This is a genomic window from Bradyrhizobium sp. CCBAU 51745 (assembly GCF_028128715.1).
Classification (GTDB): domain Bacteria; phylum Pseudomonadota; class Alphaproteobacteria; order Rhizobiales; family Xanthobacteraceae; genus Bradyrhizobium; species Bradyrhizobium manausense.
This window is the reverse complement of the sequence record NZ_LBJP01000093.1, coordinates 331267-349824: the sequence shown is the minus strand read 5'-3', so window position 1 is coordinate 349824 and position 18558 is coordinate 331267. Positions and strand designations below refer to the sequence as shown.

Below are 18558 nucleotides of genomic sequence, written 5' to 3'. Positions count from 1 at the left end.
GCAGCCACCGAGCTCCGTGACCCATCCACCCGGCTCACATAGCCAAAGCAGATTATCAACCCGTCGGGTCATTAGGCAACCGGGGCACTAGACGAAATCGCCCCCTGAGGCGAAATGGCCCGGAACTGTGGCATGTTCGACCTAGTTCTCGCCCCTCACGCCCCCCGATTTGGCAAGCGAGCGACGATAGACGTCCCGCAACAGCTGATAATTGACCAGTTGGGCAAGGGGCACCACCTCCTCACCGAGCTTGGCAAAGATCAGAATGTCACGAAGAGTTCTCCAGCGGCTTTGGTCATAGTCAGCGATCCGCCCACCTGTCGGCAGAATCAGGTCCCGCTGTTGCTGCAGCTCAAATCTGACGCGGTCTGGGTTCAGCCTTTCCGGGTCGAATCCGACAAGAATAGGCACGCTCCGTGCATAGTCCGTATAGACGAAATGCCAGCCTCGGATCATACCCTCGAGCACGTCCTTGATCAGCGATGGCTGGTCATGAATAAGATCATTGCTGACGAAATAGACCAGCCCCGGAACGTGAATCCCGTAATCCTGCGGCTTGATGACATTTAGCCGGACGTCGCCGCCCGTAAGGGACGGACTTGGCTGATCATCGATCGGAGCGATGATGGCTTCCACCTCGTGGGCTCGAAGCGCGTCGAAGGTGTCGCGATCGACTACCTTGGCAATCTGGCTCCGCGGCAGGCCGAGCTGCGCCATCATGGCATCAAAGATGACCTCGCCCTCGGTGGCTCGGCGGTAGCCGACGCGCTTGCCGACCAGATCGGCCGGCCGGCGCAATCCGGAACTCTCCAGCGTAAAGATTGCGATCGACGTATCAAGGAAGCTTGCTGCGAATGCGGTAACCGGAACGCCGCGCCAAGCGGCCAAGAGGAACTTATGGCCGCTTGTCACGCCGATCGCGTGTTGACGCGCAACTGCCGCGACAAAATCGGGATCGTTCGGATCGGCCCGCACCGTGACGTTCGGAGGGAAGTATTCTCGCTTGTGGGCGGTCATTTCTCCGGCGAACCGCGCCCCGAATGGGCCATCCAGCAGCAGATTAAGGTGCGTGGCCCCTTCCATGCGTTTCGTCACCGGTAACGGCTCCCGTGTGAGCGCCAGGATCACCACGCCAACCACAGCCGCCACGGCCAGAATAAGCAGCGTGAATCGCTGGTGTCCGCGGCTCACAGTTCCTCGCGATCGTGCCCGACCCATCCGGCGATTCCTGCAGTGCGCACTTTGCTTGCTGAGCAAAGCAATGACAAAAATCACCCGTTTCTCTGATCGTTGCGCCGTCGTTTGGTTCGGGTGCTGATTCCTGGTTTCATTGTAGTCCCGCCCTTCCGCGCAAAAGCCATTCTCGTCAGCTTGTAACGCAACGACGACGTGATCACCGCTGACAAGGCGAACTGCCTTCGATCCGCCGAAGCAGCGCCGCGGTCAGACGGCGGAATCCATTGATCATCGCTAGGAAGTGTTCGAAGCAAGAGAGGGAATTCCCTTGCAGGAAACTACTTCTGCAAAACGACGTATTTGAAGTTCTTTATTCCGCTGATCGTTCCAAGAATGGTGTCGACTCGCTTGTACGGGGCCACATCAAACGCGTTGCACTTGTCCGAGTTCAAATAGCAGACTTTGACGTTTATCGATCGCGGGCAGCTATTCTTTACGCTGACGACGTGATCGACCAAGGCCGGATTGATGACGTGGACTCGAGCCGCAGCTTCAACGTCGAGGCAAGGTCGTCCCAATGCGTCGCGAACCACCGACTGGTAAGACTGTTCTGCCGGTCCCTGCATCGTAACGCGAGATCGGCTCTGGCCCGTCGCTTGCGCATGGGCGCCCAATACAGGTAGAAAAACGGAATAGATGGCGACCGCACAGATGGATCGGGAAGAAATTTTGACTATCACCGCCACAGTCTCTCATCCGTCTCAACGCCGGGAACCCTGACCTTCAAGCCATCGCCGACCAATCTTTTTGCCAGCGCCCTGCGCTGAATGACATTCACCTGCTCCAAGCTCGCGAGGAGGCGGTCCCGATGGAGCCAGCCCCCCGTCTTCAAGTTCATGGCCGCATCGTCAATGAAATCGCCGTCAACCATGCCGGCGAATTCCGACGTAACCTTTGCCTGTACCAGGTCGCTAAGCTCCGGAAAGATTGCGAGCGCTAACTTGTTGCGGCGGAGCGCAATCCAAGCTTCCCGCGGCGCCAGTGCGTAGGATCGGTCGAGATAGCTCACGTTGTTGCGGTCGAAGCCGTTCCGGGTGGTCTCGACCGAATAGAGCATCAGCCAAAGAAAGGAGTCAGTCGGATCGAGTGAAAGAGACGACCTGACACTCTTCAAAGTCAAAACCACCTCGCGATCAGCGTCCTCCGAACTTGCCCGCTCGATGGCCTCTTCCGCAAGTCGAAGCCGTATCAGCGCTTCCGCGCGCGCAAGTTCATGCGGCACAAAAAACGGAGCGGGCTGCTGCTCCATCGGTGCGAGCACCCTGCTCAGCCCACCGGGTTTAAAGCGATCATCCAGCAGAATTCGCGTCGAAAGCTCGCGGGCGGGCATCACCCGCCAGAACGACGGCAGCGCGGCCAACGACCAGATCACGCCAACCATGCCAAGCAGCAGCATCGGCGCGCGCCTCCACGCTTGCCGCGCGATCCGGCGGCTATTCCACATATCCATAGCGGGCGTAGTACTTCTGGTAATAGTAGCGACCGTGGTAGGATTCGTAGCGCGCCAGTAGCTTGGTATCTGCCTTGTTCAGAACCACCCCGAGCAGCTTATCCTGAATCTCCGGCGCACCGCGCAAATTGTGTTTGACGACGTCCATCTTGGTCTTACCCCACTCGATTACGAAGACGTAGGAATCGACGAACGAGGAGGTGACGCGAACGTCCACCACCGGAGCCATCGGCGGCATGTCGAGCACGACGTAATCGTATTTCGAACGGAGCAGCGTCACGAGGTCGCGCATCGGCTGCGAGGCGAGGATCTCGTTGGTGTGCAGCAGTTTCGCAGTCTTGCCAGCGGGCAGCACCGAGAGCTTGGTTTCGGGATCGACTATGAGCGCGTCTTCCAACTGGACTTTCTGCGCGATGACATCGACCAACCCGATCTCTGCGTGCGGCACCAGCGCGCGCGACAGCGACGGATTGCGCAAATCGGCATCGACCAAGATGACGCGGGCGCCACTATGCGCCATCAGCTGCGCGAGATTGCTTGAGAGTGTACTCTTGCCCTCGCTCGGCAGGGTCGAGGTGACTGCCAGCACCTGGTTCTCCCGAACAATGGAATTAAGGTCCATCGCCACTTTCAACGAACGGACGGCCTCCGCAAAGCGGGACAGCGGTGTGTTGACGACGTAGCGCAGGAGATTGGGCTGCGGGTTGTCTGATCTCTTACCGAGAGAAGGCGCTGCAGCGTCGTCCAGCGTCGGCAGAATCGCGATGCAGTTCGTCCCGAGCACTTCTTCCACTTGCCCCGTGGTCCGGAATACCTTGTCGGTGAGCTCGCGTGCCATAGCGACGCCAAAACTCAGCATCAATCCGCCGAGCAAAGTTAAACTCAGTATGACCATGCTCTTGGGAGAACTCTTCACCAAAGGTGTTGTGGCCGCGCTGATCACCCTCGCCTCGGTAATCGGGAACGACTGCTGCTGCACGCTTTCCATGTACCGTTGCAGGAAATTGTCATACATCGCCTGATAAGATTGCGCGGTGCTCTCAAGCTCGCGCAGCTGGATCTGCGCCTGATTGGTGAGCTGCGATTCCGAAACGACGCTGGCGAGACTGGTTTTGATGCTCTCTTCACGTGTGACGGCAATGTCGTAATCGCTCTTGTAGGATTCTTGGATCCGCCTCAACTCGTCGGTAATGTTCTTCTTGATCTCAGTCATCTGGCGGCGCAGGTTAACCGCGGCGAGGTGATCGGAGCCATATTTCGCCGCCCAGATCGCCTCCTTTGCGGCCATATCGACATATTGCCCACGCAGTTTGACGATGGTGTCGTTCTTGAGTGCGTCCGCAACAGAGGCGTCAGGGATTTCCTGCTTGACGATGTCATTCATGCGATCGAGCCTCGCCTTGGCTTCGGCAGTGGCGGCACGCGCAAGTATGAGCTGGCTGTTGACCTCCGCGAGTTGCTGTTCATTCATCAGCCGGCCGCCGGTGTCGACGATGTTGTTGACTTGCTTGAAATCCACTACAGCCTTTTGCGCCGTCGAGGCCTGGGTACGCAGCTCCTTGATACGGTCCTGCAGCCAGACGCTGGCCCGGCGCGTCGCCTGATATTTCGCCTCAAGCTGATCGACGATGTAGGAATCCGCGATCGCATTCGCGATCCGTGCAGCTTTGGCCGGATCCCGCGAGGTGAAGCCGATCTCCATGACATAGGTGAGACCCAACCGCTTGACCGTCCGGCTGCGCTCGAAGTGCTGCAGCGCTTTCCGTGTCAGCTCGAATTCGGAGGAGGGATGGCCAGTCGAAAACATCCCGGCGATCGAGCCGATCATCGCACCAAGCAGGCCACCACCGCTGCCCGTGAATTCAGGGTCGTCGATCAGATGCAAATCACGGATTACGGCGAGACTGATATTTTCGGACTTCAGGATTTCGACCTGGGTTTCGACGGTTGCAGAGTCGATCGCGATATCGCCAAGCACCGATTGCTGCTGGAACAGCTGCACCTTGCGGGTGTCGATCACCATCGAGGCGGTCGAGGTGAATTGCGGCGCGGCGGTAAAGAGATAGAGCAACGCGAGGATGAGGCAGGCCGAAATGATGGCGATCATCGCCGGGAACTGGCGGCGCACGATGTCGAGATAGGAGGTGAGAGGCTGGGAGGCGGAGCTTTCGAACTCGCTCAACTCGCGGTTGACCTCCGATTTCCGCTTATTCACCTGCAGCATCGCAATTCCCGAAATCGTTCGGCCGTCAATCCATTATTGGTCTTGAGATCGCCCCTCGCGCGCGGGGCCGGCACGCCCAACAAAGATCTTACGCGGGTAGCAAGGAATAACATGGTCGACGTCGAACATGAAACTAAATTGACCCAGTACAAACGCGCCCGGCGCCATAGAACTCGCAAGAAGCTTAACAATCAAAATGCGAAACGGCGCCATGAAGGCGCCGCCTCGCAAATCCCTTTGCCGCTCGGCAACCCTGCGGCAACACAGATCAACGTCCGGATGTTTCAGCGCGGGCTGACGCTGCTCGTCGCACTCGCAACCGAACCGGTGGAGGTCGGAGCCGTGTTCTGGGTCCCGTTGTTGCCGAACGTCGTTGAACCGCTGTTGGCGCCGCCCGTCGCGCCACCGCCGCCCGTCGAACCGCCACCGCCCGTGCCACCAGTGGCAGCAATCGCAACATCGCCGATCGCGGCTTGATAAGCAGCGATAACATCTGCATTGCCGGTGCCGGCGATCGCGGTCTGGATTTCGTTGGCAAACGCCGCGTCGCTCTGTGCGGCCATGCGGGCAACCTGGGCAAGGCCGGCCACGATCGCGCGAATCTGATCATTGTTGGCCGCCGGATCCTTCAACAGCGCAATCAGGCCCGGCAGCGTCGTGGGATCGGACGCGCCGAGGTCGCGCACGCGCGAGATCATCTGCGCGCCGCCGGTCGGATACTGCTGCAACAGGCTGTTCGGCGAGCTCTTGAAATCGGAAATGAGTTGCGCCGCCAGCTGACGCTGCGGCGGATAGACCGCAGCGCTCGCGGCCGTGGAAATGGTCGCGGCGAGCGCCGCGGCTGCAGCCAGACGAAGCGCAACCTTCAAAATGCTCATGATCAACCCCCAAAATACCAGTTGCCCCTGCCCGGGCAAATGGCTGTGCAGCACGGAACGTACTGTAAGTAGAAGGAGCTGTCCACTTATTCTAAAGACTTCGTAAACGGCGCAACTGCTTCAAATCTAGACACTTTTATGAAGCTGGGGGTGCGGCGTAAGGCCCGCTGCGTGCCCGTCCTGCGCCCATCGTCAGTCCGTCTGGCCGAGGCATCGTCAGGGCGCTGGGATGCCTCGGCCGTGCGAAAAGATTGGGCCAGCCCAGCGCCAAAAAGCGCAAAGAATGGAATACTATAGCCAGGGACCTGAAGCGTGAAATCGAGGCACGAATGCAGCAGCGACAGCGTGGCGGTCGCCGCCGCCGCGAGCGGGATGATGGCGTCGCGTCGCCGCACAAACACGCCCTTCGCCAGAACGTTCAACATAATCCCCCAGGCCAATGCGACCAGAAGCGCCATCGGGATGCCGACCTCGGAGGCAAGCTCCAGGGGTGTCGAATGAGCGGCATCCCAGACGCCGCGAATCGAGATGTGTGGGCTGCGGTAGGGCGGGAACGCCCATTGGAAGGTGCCCATGCCGGTGCCGAACCATTGGTTATCGGCGATGATCCGTAGCGTCGATTTCCACGCCTCCACGCGGCCCTCATCGACGAGGCCCTGACTATCGAAGCGGCTGGAAACCTGTCCACCGAGCAGTTGTAGGAGGCCAAGAGCAATGACGACACCCGATCCGAGGGCGATCCAGATGCCGGTGCGTGGCGTCAGATCCTTCCTGAGGAAAACCGTTGTTGAAACGATCATAGCGAGCAGCGAAAGGCCGACGCCAGCACGCGAGGTCGTCATGAACATCGCCATGAGGCAGACAAGCAGAGCCACGAGTTGTGGCAGGATCTCGCGTGGGGGGATCTCGGTCAGGTCGCGCGTGAGCCGCCGCCAGTGGATGTGCCGCTCCGGAAGCCGGCGGCGGACATCTTCGAGGATCAACAGCATCCAGATCACCGCGCACGAGCCGAAATACGCCGCCGCCGTGTTGCGGTTGATGAAGGTGCCGGTCACGCTGCCGAGATAGGCGGTCTTGTCCCGCCACAGGATCAAGGTGGGCTCGATCAGGAACGACAGCACGCCATAGAGCGCGTAGAGCGCTCCCGAGATCGCGATCACCCAAAGCAGTCTTCGTGCGCGCTCGCGGTCGCTGCCGACGATGATACCAAGGAGGATCGCCAAGATGTTGGCAAGCGGTGCGCCCAGCGCGAAGAACGCCTCGTTCTTGACGATGGAGGCTGACGGGGCGATCGGCACGCCCAAGAGATCCGACGCTTGTTTCCAGATCGGCTGGAACGGTGCAACCCAAGGGTGATCGGACAGTTGTTCGTGCAGGACAAACGCGTAAGCAACAACGATGACGCCGATGCCGGCAATCATCCACAGATGCGGTTTTCGCAGATCGCGCGTTGGCGCGAAGATCAATGCAATGCCGAGGCATAGGCACCAGAACGCAATCGACAGATCATTGGTTGAGCCAAACGGAAAGGGCGCGAAAGCTGCGACGAAGTACAGGATGAACGCCGCAGGCAAGCTCCACGACCAGTGGATATGGGGAAGCCGGAGGCGCATCGGTCTTTCTTGGGCTGCTTTTTGCTTTGGTGCTATTTGCTTGAGCTCAAGCCCGAGCTCTTAGAGGAAACAATCCAACGGATAAATCTTCAGATCCACATTGAGACGGCTATTCCGGCTCCCCGCCCGGAAACCGTAGAATAGCCCAAGACGATCACTCCCCTGATCGAGTTTTATTCCAGGGGTTAATTCATCGGGTGGGACCAGAAGCCCGATGTGCCTGACGGTGGCGGAAATCTCGATCCGCCCCTCCCCCTCGCCGAAATGGCCGCTGAGCTGGGTGACCGTGACCTTGGGCAGGCCGCGCCGCTGGTGACAGACCTCCTCCTCCCACAGCTTGGTCTGCTGGACCAGTGGCTTTCCCGAACTGTCGGGAACGATGATGTCCGGGAAAGACGGGTGCAGCATCCCGAAAAACCTGCTTTCCTTGGAATTCGCCGAGAGGCGGACGGTGAAGGTGAGCTGCCCCTTGGCGCCTCTGAAGTGCTGGAAGATCGGCGCGTCTGCGTCCGCGGAGACCACCACGTCGATCCGGTGGCGGATGCCGAGCTCACCTGGCGCGTCAGAAGCGTTCCCCAATGGGGCAAGCCCCACGGCAAATGGGACGAGTGCCAGACAACGCGAGACTGCTCGAAAGCGCATGATGCCTCTTGCGACCCTGCGGGGTGACCGATGACGCGTGCGCCGTACTCGGTGGCGCCTTGATCCGGATCTCCTCGATCCGGTCACGCCATAAGTGAACGCGAGGCCCTAAATCTTCGAACGAACCCCGCATCCCTAAACGAAAATGGCACCGGGACAAAGCCCCGGTGCCATCGATCGTGGTGGATCAAGAAGGCGTCTTACGGCGCCAGCTTGATGTTGTTGCGGAAGATCAGCGCGTCGTTGCCGAGGTTAATCGCATCAGCGCCGGTCGCCATGATCACCCGCAGGTAGGTCAGGAACTTAGCAACTTCGACGTTGCGCGAGTTCGAGACGTAGATGATGTCGCCGTTCTTCATCATGACCTTGGTGGCGAGGAAGAAGCCGCCGGGATCGCGCAGGTTTATGCTGAAGATGACCGGAATGGTCTCGGTGGTGTACTTGCTGACGTCGATGCCGAGCTGGGCAGCGACCTCGCGCGGCTCGCGGCGATAGAGGAACACGCCAGCCGGTTCAGCCTGACCATCGAGGAGACCGCCGGCCTTGCCGACCGCCTCGCCAAGGTTGATGCGCCAGGCGTCGAAGTTGAATTCGCCGCTCTGACCGCTCGCACCGAATGCCAGGAACTTCTGCTGTTCGCGGTAGACATAGATACTGTCATCCGGGCGAACATAGATGTTGTTCTCAGGCGTCATCACGAGGTTCTCGAACGGCACGGTCGCGCGACGGCCGCCACGCTCCAGCATGACCCAGGTCTCGAAGCCCTGGCCCTTGATGCCGCCGGCGCGTGTAATGGCGTCGAGCACCTTATCCTTCGCGCCCGCCGCGCTCGCCGGATAACGCGCTGGCGAATTGACCTCGCCCAGCACGCTGATGAGCTGCGTCCGCTGGCTCGCCATCGCAACAACAACCTGCGGCTCGATGGCGCGATTGGAGATTTTCTCGACGATCGCGCGCTGGATTTGAACCGCGGTCAATCCCGCCGCCTTGACCTGGCCGGCATAAGGCACCGTGATGAAGCCGTCATTGTCAACCGACTGATCCGGGATCGTCACGAAGTTGCCCGGACGGACGCCGGCCTCGGCCGGAATGAACAGACCGCCTGCCGCGGCTTCGAAAATAGTGACGCTGACCACGTCGCCGATACCAAACACGATGCTGGCCGGAGGCCGCTTATCGGTGAACGCCCCGGCGAGGCCCTTCGGCTCGTGCGTGTGAAGGATGTTAACCGTGGCCGGGTTGATTGGCACCAGCTCATAGGCCGGAGCGTTCTCCGTCTGGACGTGATTGTTAACATCGTCGATCAGCGGACCAGAGCCCGGGTTGGTCGAACAGGCGCCCAAGGCCAGCGCAGCCAGCAAAAATGCCGGCTTCAAGAGACGAGTCTTGGCAATGGATTGCATGAATCGCGCCCAATAGTTCCCCAATCAGAGGAATTGGTACGGCCAAGGGGGCGATGCGGCAAGCTGTACGGCCCCTCAAGCACGGTTAACGGCGCCGTATGTTGGCGAGTGTTGCCCCCCCGCAACTTCTCGGAACCAGGGCTTAAGCCTCTATGACCATTTGTTGTAATTTCCGTGCCTGGTCCTGGGCATTTCGGCCGAAAACGATGGCGCTCCCGCATCCGCGCCCGCTCTGCTAGATGTCCCCCGAGCCCCCGAGGATCTTCGACGTGCCCCTTTTCGCCTTCGCCCTGACCGGATTGCTGTTGGCCGGTGGTCCCCAGCAGGGCCCGGTTGAGCCCCGTTGTTACGGGCAGGATTGCGGTCGCCGCCTCTTCAGTCTGGACGTTCGCTCGCACGCGGGGCCCCGACGGGGAGACCTTTGCCGCCATCACCAAGACGGCCGACACCACCCAATCCGACCCGGATTTTGCCGGCCTGATCGTCCGCTGTGCCCCCAAGGGGAAGGTCGATGTGCTGGTGGCCCTGATTCGGCCCTTCCCGCCGCGGAGTCACCCCCAGGTCACGATCACCGCCCCAGGTCACGATCACCGCGAGCAATGGCGGGACGCTGACGGTCGAGGCCAGCATGGCCGCCGCCGGGGCCGCCGTCCTGTTGCCGGACGAGGTCTCGGCGTTTGCATCAGGGAAATGGCAGACGACGCCCTCGTTGGCGGTGACGATCAAGGAAAGCGACAGCGAGATCAAAGGCGTGGTCTCCCTGACCGGCTTGCGCGAGGCCTATAATTCGCTGGTGGCCAATTGCGGCCAATAGGCCAAATTTGGCCATATCACTTAAGGGTCCTTTCAGGGTGGGGAACCTAAGGTCCGAAGCAGGGGAGTGCTTCGGATGACCGAGCTTTTGATTTTCAGCTTTCTCGCAGGCGCCGTCCTGGGCCAGCGCTTTCGCGTCCTGATGCTGCTGCCGGTGACCTTCTTCCTGGTGCTGACCGTGCTCCCGGTCGGCCTGATGACCAGCCTCGGCTTCCTCGAAGGTCTCAAGGCTGCGATGTTCGCAGCCATTAGCCTGCAGGCCGGCTATCTCTTCGGCTCCGGCGCTCGCTTCGCTCTCGCGGCCAGCAGGGCCGCCCGCGTGTTCGCCCGCCCCGCCAAAGCAGCGCGCTGATTCCGTTTAGCTGAGCTCCTCGACAGATCGCCTTTCGGGGGTCTTCGCGACCGGCGATAAACCTTCTGCGAACCCGCGAAGGGTTTGCGGCGAAGCTGTTCGCAAGGGGCAGGCGTGCTGTTTCAAAACGGATCGACGGCTTGTATGGTGACCGGACAGGTCCAGGATTCCTCGTCGAGCGCGCCGTTTGTCCCTCGCTTATTTTGCTCTCATCATTGCAATTGTTTCCGCTTCCGTTCTCGAAATTGCCGGTGCCAGATTTGGTGCGCAGCTCGGGATGATGGCTGCGGCGCTAGGCTTGTTGGCGACAGCCGCAAGCGCACAGAAGGCCGATTACGAGCACTATCTGCGCGCCACGCACTTCGGCCGGTGGATTCTCGTTGCCATTCCGCTCGGCATTGCGCTCCAACTCGCGCCGGTTTGGTTGGGTTTGGCGCATCCGATCTGGGCCAGCACCCATGATGCCCTCGGCGGCGTGCCGCTCGGGCCGATCACGGCCGACATCGGCTTGACGCTGAATGCCCTGCTGCAAGCCGTAGCGGCGGTCTCGCTGCTCGGCGTCACGATCGTGGTGGTCCGCGACCGCAGCCGCGCTGAACTGGTGCTCTTGGTGCTGAGCGGAACGACCGCCATCGCGGCCCTGGCGATGGACCTTCATCGGATCTTGCCCGGATTGATGGCGGCGACGCCTGCCGATCTGGCCACCACCATGGCGGGCCTTGGCATCATGCTCAATATGGCCGTCATGCAGCTTGCCGCCGAGCGCGCCGAGACGCGTCACTCGCTGCTGCGCTCCATCACGATCGGTCTTTACGGCCTGCTCGGTGCATTGGTCAGCGCGCTTGCGACCTTCGGTTTCTCCAGCGCCAACAGTGCGGTCGCAGCCGGCTTCGGCATCGTGTTGATCCTGATGGTCCTGGTGATCCGCAGACTTGACCTGTCGCCATTGGCCGCCGGCGCCCTGGCTGCAGCCGGGCTGATTGGCACGGCGATTGTCTTGACATTCCTGTTCGAACAAGGCTCCGGGCTTGCCCTCCTCCTGCGCCTCGTCCCTGACGTCGGGACCGAAACCAAGGCCGCGCTGGAGCGAATGTTGGCCGACACGCGATGGTTCGGTGCGGGGGCCGGGACTTTTTCGGCCCTAGGGCGGATCTACCAGAGCGACGCAAGTGAGGCTTTGTTGGCCCCCTCGACAGCAACAGCCATCTTCGCCGACATGGGATGGGTTGGTCTTGCGGTCGCAGGCGTGGCGTGCGTGCTGGCCTTGATCCGCTTGTTCTTCGGCGCCTTGCAGCGCGGACGCGACTCGTTCTTTCCAACGGCGGCCGCAGCCTGCTTGTTGTTTGCGCTGGTTCAGAGCTTCGCAGGTCCGGGATTGCTGCGCCCGGCAGCAATCCTATGCCTTTCAGTGATCGTGGGACTGGGGTTATCGCAGAGCGTCAGCTCACGATAAGACCAGATCGTCAGGCGTCGCGATCGCCGCTCAGTGAGGCCCAATAGTATGGGTTCTTCGGCGTCTGGATCCGGACCCAGCGATAGGACTTCTTCGACCACGGCAGGATATGCGTGGTGAGGTTATCCAGCACGAGATCGCCGGCCGTGGTGCGCACCACGACCACCAGATGGTGCTCACCCCAGGGCACCACGACCTCGCTCAGCAACACCGAGCGCGCCGGGAATCCCTTTGCGATCAGGTCGTGACGTTTTGTCACAGCGTAGTCGTTGCAGTCGCCGCTCGCAGGATGCAGCAGCCACTTTTCCCCGCGCAGCCCTTCCAGGTTCGGTTCAGGACGGATCGAGGCATTGACGTCCCGATTGACCTCTTGAAGCAGCGCCAGACGCTCGGGCGTCAGCTTGAGACGGCCGCCCCGGAACACGATGCGCTGCGTTGTGGGCTTACACTCGTCCTTGTACTTGAGGCAAAAGATCGTGAAGGCCATCGGCGCCAGCGTCGGCTGGTCGAACTTGATGTACTGGATGGCCCCGCGCAACCCCATGGGCGCTCCGACAAAGGCGGCTTCCGCGCTCCGCTGCACCCCCGCAGCAACGACAACGGCGGAGACGGCCAATAGGAACTTTACAACTTTGCGCATTCTGCGCCCCCTGTTCTAGGTGGGAGACGCTAAGCAATCTGCGCCCCCCGTTCTTGGTGGGGAGACGCTACGCGACACCTCTTGAAATATGGCTCAAGGGCTGCGCGACGCTTTAATCAAAATGCGCCCTTGCTCGTCAGAAACAATTAAGAATACCGATCCCAGACTTGTTCTGCTAAGAGCGTTTCGGCGTCCGCTCGCGACGCAAAAGGCGATTTGACCGACCTGATGGGCCTATCCACACGCTTACGCAAGAAGATCAAGCCGCGGCTCCCCGACGGCGTGAGAATCTATGCGATCGGAGACGTGCATGGCCGCGCGGATCTGCTTCAGTCGCTGTTAACCGTCATCGACGCCGACCTTGCCCGGTCCGCGCCTCGCCGCGCAATTCAGGTCTTTCTTGGCGACTATGTCGATCGCGGTCCGGACTCTCGCGCCGTCCTTGATCTGTTGATCGAACGCTCGAAATCGCACGAGACGGTGTGCCTGAAGGGCAACCACGAGGTCTTCCTGCTCGAGGTCCTGAAGGATCCATCACGTCTGCAGGAGTGGCGGCATTACGGCGGACTTCTGACGCTGGTGTCCTACGGCATCACGCCGACGATGAACCCCACGGCCGAACAACAGGCCGAACTGATCGAGGCGTTGAACCTGGCGATCCCACCGGAGCACCTCGCCTTCCTTCAGCAATTGCCCTCGTCCTTCACGTGCGGCGACTTTTTCTTCGTCCACGCCGGCGTCAAGCCGGGCATCGCCCTCGACCGCCAAAAGGAGGAGGATCTGCTTTGGATCCGCGAGGAATTTCTCGAATCCGAGCGGCGCTTCGGCAAATATGTCGTGCACGGTCATACACCGGTCAGCACTCCCGACATCCGCCCCAACCGCATCAATATCGACACCGGCGCCTACGCGACCGGCAACTTGACGCTGCTGACCATCCAGGGCGATAGTCTGCTCGCAATTTAATAATGGTTGCCGCGCGGCTGGTTCAGCCTTTCGGCATCACCTGGTTTTCGGATTCGATTGTGAACCGCATTGTCCCGCTTCGTATCATCGGAATTTGTGTCTCGCTTGTCCTTGCGCTTTATGCAGGCTTCACCTTCTTCGGCGATCTCGTGCGGCCGGGCTTTCGAGCGGAGGATTTATTCTCGGGCGTGCTTCCGCCCGACAACGCCAATCTGAGCACCGCCCGGCTCGCAGCCCGCTTCTCCTTCGACGGGGACTTGCTTGCCAATGATGCCTCCGCGCAGGCTGCGAACGTTCTGCATCGTCCGGCATCCGATGCGACCAAGAGAACCGAAGAGAACAAGGCGGCCCAGAATGCCGTCATGTCCGCGCTCAAGGTCTCACCGATCCGTCCCGCATTGTGGCTCACGCTCAGTACGCTCAAGGCGCAAGCGGGGGAGCCGACGACGCCCGCATTGAAAATGTCCTATCTGACCGGGGCAGTCCCGGTTGATGTTGCCTTTTCCCGCGTCCAGACGGTGACATCGAGCGTGGCTGCGACCGACGATGAGATCAGGCTGCTCGCGCAATCCGACATCCGCTCGGCGCTCGCCAACCGCGCGCGCTACGCCCCTCTTCTGATTGCGGCTTATGTACAGGCAACCTCTCAGGGCAAATCACTCCTGATGGAATCAGCACAAATGATCGATCCTAAATTCAAGGATATCCTGCTTCGGTACTGACACCGGACGCGAATAGTCCGCTTGCGGGCCGTTAGCGCCCCGGTTTCGGGGCCACGGGCACGAAGTCCTGCTCGCGGCGCGGCTGATCGGATCTTCCCTGGTAGATGAACGTTCCCTTTTTCGTGGTGACGATGTCGCCTCGCTGCAGACTTTCGTCATTGAGAATACGTTCAGTCGCGACAAGATCAGGGTCTTCCGGGACAGGCTTGTAGAGTTCGGGATGCTCGCGATGCTCGCGCGAGGCTTCCTTGGCGCGCTGTCTGGCCTCGTCGATCCGCTGCCGCCATTGATCGCGCGTCAGCTCCGGCTCGCTGGACGGAAGAAAGTCGTTGATGGTCGGTCCCGGCTCGTCTTCCGCAAAGCAAGGCGTCGGGTCAACAAGGCAAGCTCCAAGACCACCTGATGCCGCAACGAGGGCACCAAGCAGGACGCTGCGGAGCGCGCCATTTAACAACGGATCACGTCGAGGGGGATGCACCGTAAAGTCTCCAAGGACTGAACATAAAAAACGGACTGGTCACAAAAAGGGGCTGATCACCGACCTGTCTCAAGCTTATACCCTTGCGGATGGCCCTCAAGGCCGGCAATTTCCCGGCCGGCGGAGGTATGACGTCAAGCGGGCAATGACCGGCCCCCTTAGCCCGGCCGTCCTCAAAAATCGAAAAACAACCCCATGCACAGTAGCGGCAACAGCCGGACGGAGGTCTACTGTTTTCCCGAAATACACTTGACCCGTCGGGCAAAACAAGCGCATTATGGCATCGTCCAGCGATCAACGCCGAGCTGAGCCGCTACCCCGTGTTCTGTTGCCGTAATAAGGCTGGGCCCGCCCGCCTCTGGTGATCGGCGGCTGAATTTGGCTGGGGATATTCGGCGTCGCCGTGCTCGGCGATGGCTGCGACGGATTGACGATAATGACGTTACGATCAGGCGTCGAGGGGTCGTTGACCCCCTGCGCCCCGACGGCTGCGGGCACGAACAGCGCGACCGCGATCAAAGCTAAACGTTGCATGCGATATCTCCCGATCAGCAACGTTAGGGTGGCGATCACCGTTCCTTCACGGCTGCTTCACGGTTCCTTGGGGTCTTACCGCCGCGGCACCGCAACGAGCTTGCCATCCCTCCAAACGCCCTGGGCCGCTGTTCCGCTGGGCAGGGTACCCGGCGCCAAATTCCGGATCGCAGTGGGGCGAGAAGCCTCGGTCGTCTGGGTCTTCTTGGTGGTGGTCGTGGTGACGATGCTGGTGCTGGTCAGATTGGCCTTGTCCTTGACCCCTTGTGCAAAGGAAGGCGGCACCAAAAGGGCCACAAATGTGAGTGCCATTAAACCGTTGCGCATGATCAAGCACCTGAATGAGAAGCTCGCCGGAATGTCACAGGTTTTCGTCCAAAAGCAAGCTCCTTGGGACGGCCTGAAGAGGCTCTTGCAAGCTTGACCATGGAGCGACCGCTCTCGGAGAGGCGGGCCTGATGTGGAAAAGCCTAGCGAAACAGCCTCATCCGAGCTAGTTGATCGACCGTAATGACCGATCCCGGCGACACTGCGGCCAACGCTCCGAACACGCGAGAGATCAAGGCCGGCTTTGTCCGCCTTCTGTCGGATCGCATCCGAGAGACCTCCGCCGATCCCAAGCAGCTGCGGGAAATCGTCTACGAGCTCGCCCGCGTCAAGCTGCGCGAGCAATTTACCCACGCCGACGCGCGGGAATCCCGTGATCTCCTGCAGATCCTCGAACGCGCCATCGAAGAGGTCGAGCGTTCCTTCAAAGGCAGCGTCGCAGCAACGCCGCAAAACGTCGCGGAAACATCCGCTGCTGTTCCTCCCTCTGTCGCTTCCCCGAGCCCGCCGCCCATTCCGGCAGCGCCTCCTGATTTGACCGTAGCGGCCGCTCCTCAGCCGGCAGAACCACCGCGCAGTCCTGTCGCACCGTCCAAGTCCCCAGACCGCCCCAAGCGAACCCGCGCCTTCACATCTGCCATTCGATTGGCCGTCCTGCTCCTGCTGATCCTCGCGGTTGGAATCGGAGTGGCCTATTGGCCGCGGTTGAAGACACAGTTCGCCGCCCTGTCGCAGCTCGCACAGCGACAGGCCGCGTCCCGGGATGCTCAGCCGCAGCCAGCGGCGCCGCCGAACCCACCACGCGAGACCGCGGAACGCACGCCGGATAGCCAAAAAGAGCCGGCGCCGCCGGCACAACCCTCGATGCCGTTGCCGACAACGTTCGGGGTCTACGCCTTCAGCGACGGCCAACTCCAGGAGCTCAAGGCGGTCCCTGGAAAGATCCCGGACCGGCGCGTCGCGATATCGGCGGCCATCAACACGCCAAGCGCAACCACGCTGACGAGCGGAGATGTCAAATTCATCGTGTTCCGCCCGGATGGAGGGATGGATACAAGCGTGACCGAGGTTCGGGTCGTCGCCAAGGTCTCCCGCGCGATGGGCGTGGACGCCGCCGGGAAGGCTGCCATGGTCAGCGCCGGCGATGCCTGGGTCATCCGCAGCATGTCCTACCCCTATAAAGTGGGCCCCGTTGAGGACCAGCCAAGAATGCTGTTGCTGCAGCCCGAGCAGGACGGCTTCACGCTTGCCCCGGGACGCTACATCGTGGTCGTCAAGGGCATGGGCTACGACTTCACGGTCGCAGGGACCGTCACCGATCCCAATCAATGCGTCGAACGCATCAACGCGACTAATGGTGCGTTTTATTCCCCCTGCCCCCCACCCCGTTAAGCGCGAGGACGACCAGCTTGCCGGGTTGCCTGCCTAATTTTTGGCTTTGCTATCCTTGGGCGCATCGGCCGGCGCGTCGTCAACCTTGCCGTTGTTCGCGACACACTTGTTGAAATAGTCACGCCGCTCCTTCGCAGAGCCCTTGGAACTGCCGGCGGCCGGATTACCAACCTGCTTTGGCGGGAAAGCCTTTGCGGCCGCCGCGTCACATGTGCGCGCCACTTCGGCGGTGATGGCAGACGCCGTCGCGGGAGCAATCAGCGCAAACAAGCACGTTAGTCCCAACAACCTCCGGATATCTCTGACGGGCACCTTGCTCACTCCTTTGATCCACGCCGCGTGACGGGGGACCATATCAAAGACGGCCGAAACGCCCAACCGCAAAGAAGCCCGGATCATCGCGCCACAGCGCGTCGATTCGAGCGCTGGACGCTCTTCTGTGAAACAGATGCCGACTAGCTGTTGAGCTGCGGCGGCTTGAAATCCGGGAAGCGGGTCAGCATTGCAGCCTTGACGAATTTCAGGTGCGCAATCGTGCTGCTCAGCTCTTTGAGCCTGCGCTGGCCGTTGGAGATATCGGCGGCGAAAAGGTCTTGATGATGATTGTCCAGCGGCTCCCGCTCCAGATATTCGTCGGTGCCGTTGCCAATGGTGACCGAGGCGCGCGCAAGAGCGTCATCAACACGCCGATTGAGGCCGGCCTGCTCCCTTTCCGCCTCCTGCAGCGCAGTATCGAGCGCTGTCATGATCGCCTCGATCCGGACGCGATCAGTCTCGGCGTCGCGCTCGGCCGAGCGGGCTTTGAAGCCCTTGTCCTCACGCCGGGAATTGAGGAGGTTGTGCGCGCGTGCCCTCAGGAATAGCTGGAACATTTGGGCCATCCCACGTTCGGATTTGAAGCGGCCACCATCGGTCAAATACGGTTAATAAAGTTTGAACGCTGTCGCCTGCTCGGCTCGACTTTGCGTGATCCAGGTCCGCCACGCCCCCTCATGCTTGAGGTAGAGTTCGAGCCACCTCACCTCGTTTTCACCGGCGACCCCGTCGCTGATGTCACTGGTCGCCGGCGGCACGACACCTTCGACCGGCGACAGATCCAAGGCCTCAAATTCCGCCGTTTCGTCCGACGACAGGCCGATCAGAACGCGATGCCCCTGCGCATCAACGAAATATCTTCGCGGCGCATGGCGCTTTTGCTCAATCATTACGACGACCCTCACGGAGGATCCAGGGGCCGGAGAGTCCTTCGAGCCGTCGACTATAAATGCACACAAAAGCAATCAATGAGACCGCGCCAGCAGTCAGGCTCAGCAACGCAATAAGATACGCCATCCACGGTTCCTTACGCACGCCTCGCAATTGCAGACGTCGTTCAAATCTCGCAACAGGCTCGTAAGCTCTAAACTCCTGGTCCGGTGCTCTCAAGGAAAGAGAT

Annotated in this window: 21 protein-coding genes; 7 read left to right on the top strand and 14 right to left on the bottom strand. The window is 60.8% G+C overall.

From position 1 onward, the window contains the following. Window positions 1–141: 141 nt before the first annotated feature. From XH98_RS37935 to XH98_RS37900, 8 genes are all read right to left on the bottom strand, one after another. Entirely contained in the window at window positions 142–1191 is a 1050-nt protein-coding gene (locus XH98_RS37935) for an ABC transporter substrate-binding protein (RefSeq protein ID WP_271621600.1), read from the bottom strand. Between the two features lie 323 nt (window positions 1192–1514). After that, window positions 1515–1922 (bottom strand): hypothetical protein, encoded by a 408-nt coding sequence (locus XH98_RS37930; protein ID WP_271621599.1) that lies wholly within the window; start codon window positions 1920–1922, stop codon window positions 1515–1517. Next, a complete protein-coding gene (locus XH98_RS37925) occupies window positions 1913–2632 on the bottom strand; it encodes a hypothetical protein (RefSeq protein WP_271621598.1) in 720 nt (239 codons plus the stop codon). Before XH98_RS37925 ends, XH98_RS37930 begins: the two co-directional genes overlap by 10 nt. A 37-nt stretch (window positions 2633–2669) precedes the next feature. Then, complete coding sequence (locus tag XH98_RS37920; RefSeq protein ID WP_271621597.1) at window positions 2670–4910, bottom strand: polysaccharide biosynthesis tyrosine autokinase; 2241 nt, start codon at window positions 4908–4910, stop codon at window positions 2670–2672. A 284-nt stretch (window positions 4911–5194) separates the two neighbouring features. Continuing rightward, window positions 5195–5788, bottom strand: coding sequence for a hypothetical protein (locus XH98_RS37915; RefSeq protein WP_271621596.1), 594 nt, complete (start codon window positions 5786–5788; stop codon window positions 5195–5197). Window positions 5789–5874: 86 nt separating this feature from the next. Continuing rightward, the gene (locus tag XH98_RS37910; RefSeq protein WP_271621595.1) at window positions 5875–7401 is read right to left on the bottom strand and encodes an O-antigen ligase family protein; all 1527 of its coding nucleotides are present in this window, start codon (window positions 7399–7401) and stop codon (window positions 5875–5877) included. Between the two features lie 60 nt (window positions 7402–7461). Then, window positions 7462–8043 (bottom strand): hypothetical protein, encoded by a 582-nt coding sequence (locus XH98_RS37905; RefSeq protein WP_271621594.1) that lies wholly within the window; start codon window positions 8041–8043, stop codon window positions 7462–7464. A gap of 200 nt (window positions 8044–8243) precedes the next feature. Further along, complete coding sequence (locus XH98_RS37900; RefSeq protein ID WP_271621593.1) at window positions 8244–9446, bottom strand: polysaccharide biosynthesis/export family protein; 1203 nt, start codon at window positions 9444–9446, stop codon at window positions 8244–8246. A gap of 628 nt (window positions 9447–10074) precedes the next feature. On the opposite strand from XH98_RS37900, the gene XH98_RS37895 reads away from it, so the two are divergent. The 3 genes from XH98_RS37895 to XH98_RS37885 all read left to right on the top strand — a co-directional run bounded on the left by XH98_RS37895 (window position 10075) and on the right by XH98_RS37885 (window position 12064). Then, window positions 10075–10260 (top strand): hypothetical protein, encoded by a 186-nt coding sequence (locus tag XH98_RS37895; RefSeq protein ID WP_271621592.1) that lies wholly within the window; start codon window positions 10075–10077, stop codon window positions 10258–10260. A 75-nt stretch (window positions 10261–10335) separates the two neighbouring features. Continuing rightward, a complete protein-coding gene (locus XH98_RS37890; RefSeq protein WP_271621591.1) occupies window positions 10336–10611 on the top strand; it encodes a hypothetical protein in 276 nt (91 codons plus the stop codon). A 277-nt stretch (window positions 10612–10888) separates the two neighbouring features. Further along, a complete protein-coding gene (locus tag XH98_RS37885) occupies window positions 10889–12064 on the top strand; it encodes a hypothetical protein (RefSeq protein ID WP_271621590.1) in 1176 nt (391 codons plus the stop codon). Between the two features lie 10 nt (window positions 12065–12074). Here the strand turns inward: XH98_RS37885 and XH98_RS37880 are convergent, their stop codons facing one another. Then, complete coding sequence (locus XH98_RS37880; RefSeq protein ID WP_271621589.1) at window positions 12075–12704, bottom strand: transglutaminase-like cysteine peptidase; 630 nt, start codon at window positions 12702–12704, stop codon at window positions 12075–12077. 228 nt (window positions 12705–12932) lie between these two features. On the opposite strand from XH98_RS37880, the gene XH98_RS37875 reads away from it, so the two are divergent. Both XH98_RS37875 and XH98_RS37870 read left to right on the top strand, forming a co-directional pair. After that, window positions 12933–13670, top strand: coding sequence for a metallophosphoesterase family protein (locus tag XH98_RS37875; protein WP_271621944.1), 738 nt, complete (start codon window positions 12933–12935; stop codon window positions 13668–13670). 2 nt (window positions 13671–13672) lie between these two features. Beyond that, on the top strand, window positions 13673–14392 hold the full coding sequence (locus tag XH98_RS37870) for a hypothetical protein (protein ID WP_271621588.1): 720 nt from the start codon (window positions 13673–13675) through the stop codon (window positions 14390–14392). A gap of 31 nt (window positions 14393–14423) precedes the next feature. On the opposite strand, the gene XH98_RS37865 is transcribed toward XH98_RS37870, so the two are convergent. Together XH98_RS37865 and XH98_RS37860 are read right to left on the bottom strand one after the other, a co-directional pair. Beyond that, a complete protein-coding gene (locus XH98_RS37865) occupies window positions 14424–14870 on the bottom strand; it encodes a hypothetical protein (protein ID WP_271621587.1) in 447 nt (148 codons plus the stop codon). 294 nt (window positions 14871–15164) lie between these two features. Further along, window positions 15165–15404 carry a hypothetical protein gene (locus XH98_RS37860; RefSeq protein WP_220001571.1) on the bottom strand — a complete coding sequence of 80 codons (240 nt, stop codon included), beginning with the start codon at window positions 15402–15404 and terminating at the stop codon, window positions 15165–15167. A gap of 28 nt (window positions 15405–15432) precedes the next feature. On the opposite strand from XH98_RS37860, the gene XH98_RS37855 reads away from it, so the two are divergent. Both XH98_RS37855 and XH98_RS37850 read left to right on the top strand, forming a co-directional pair. Further along, window positions 15433–15828, top strand: a complete 396-nt coding sequence (locus XH98_RS37855; RefSeq protein WP_271621586.1) for a hypothetical protein — start codon at window positions 15433–15435, stop codon at window positions 15826–15828. A gap of 86 nt (window positions 15829–15914) precedes the next feature. Then, window positions 15915–17123: a hypothetical protein gene (locus tag XH98_RS37850; RefSeq protein ID WP_271621585.1), complete on the top strand. Its 1209-nt coding sequence runs from the start codon at window positions 15915–15917 to the stop codon at window positions 17121–17123. Window positions 17124–17156: 33 nt separating this feature from the next. Here XH98_RS37850 and XH98_RS37845 read toward each other — a convergent pair whose 3' ends face one another. The 3 genes from XH98_RS37845 to XH98_RS37835 all read right to left on the bottom strand — a co-directional run bounded on the left by XH98_RS37845 (window position 17157) and on the right by XH98_RS37835 (window position 18328). Further along, a complete protein-coding gene (locus XH98_RS37845; protein ID WP_271601033.1) occupies window positions 17157–17393 on the bottom strand; it encodes a hypothetical protein in 237 nt (78 codons plus the stop codon). Window positions 17394–17578: 185 nt separating this feature from the next. After that, window positions 17579–17995 (bottom strand): hypothetical protein, encoded by a 417-nt coding sequence (locus tag XH98_RS37840; RefSeq protein WP_057748023.1) that lies wholly within the window; start codon window positions 17993–17995, stop codon window positions 17579–17581. Window positions 17996–18046: 51 nt separating this feature from the next. Next, entirely contained in the window at window positions 18047–18328 is a 282-nt protein-coding gene (locus XH98_RS37835) for a hypothetical protein (RefSeq protein WP_271621584.1), read from the bottom strand. Window positions 18329–18558: the final 230 nt, after the last annotated feature.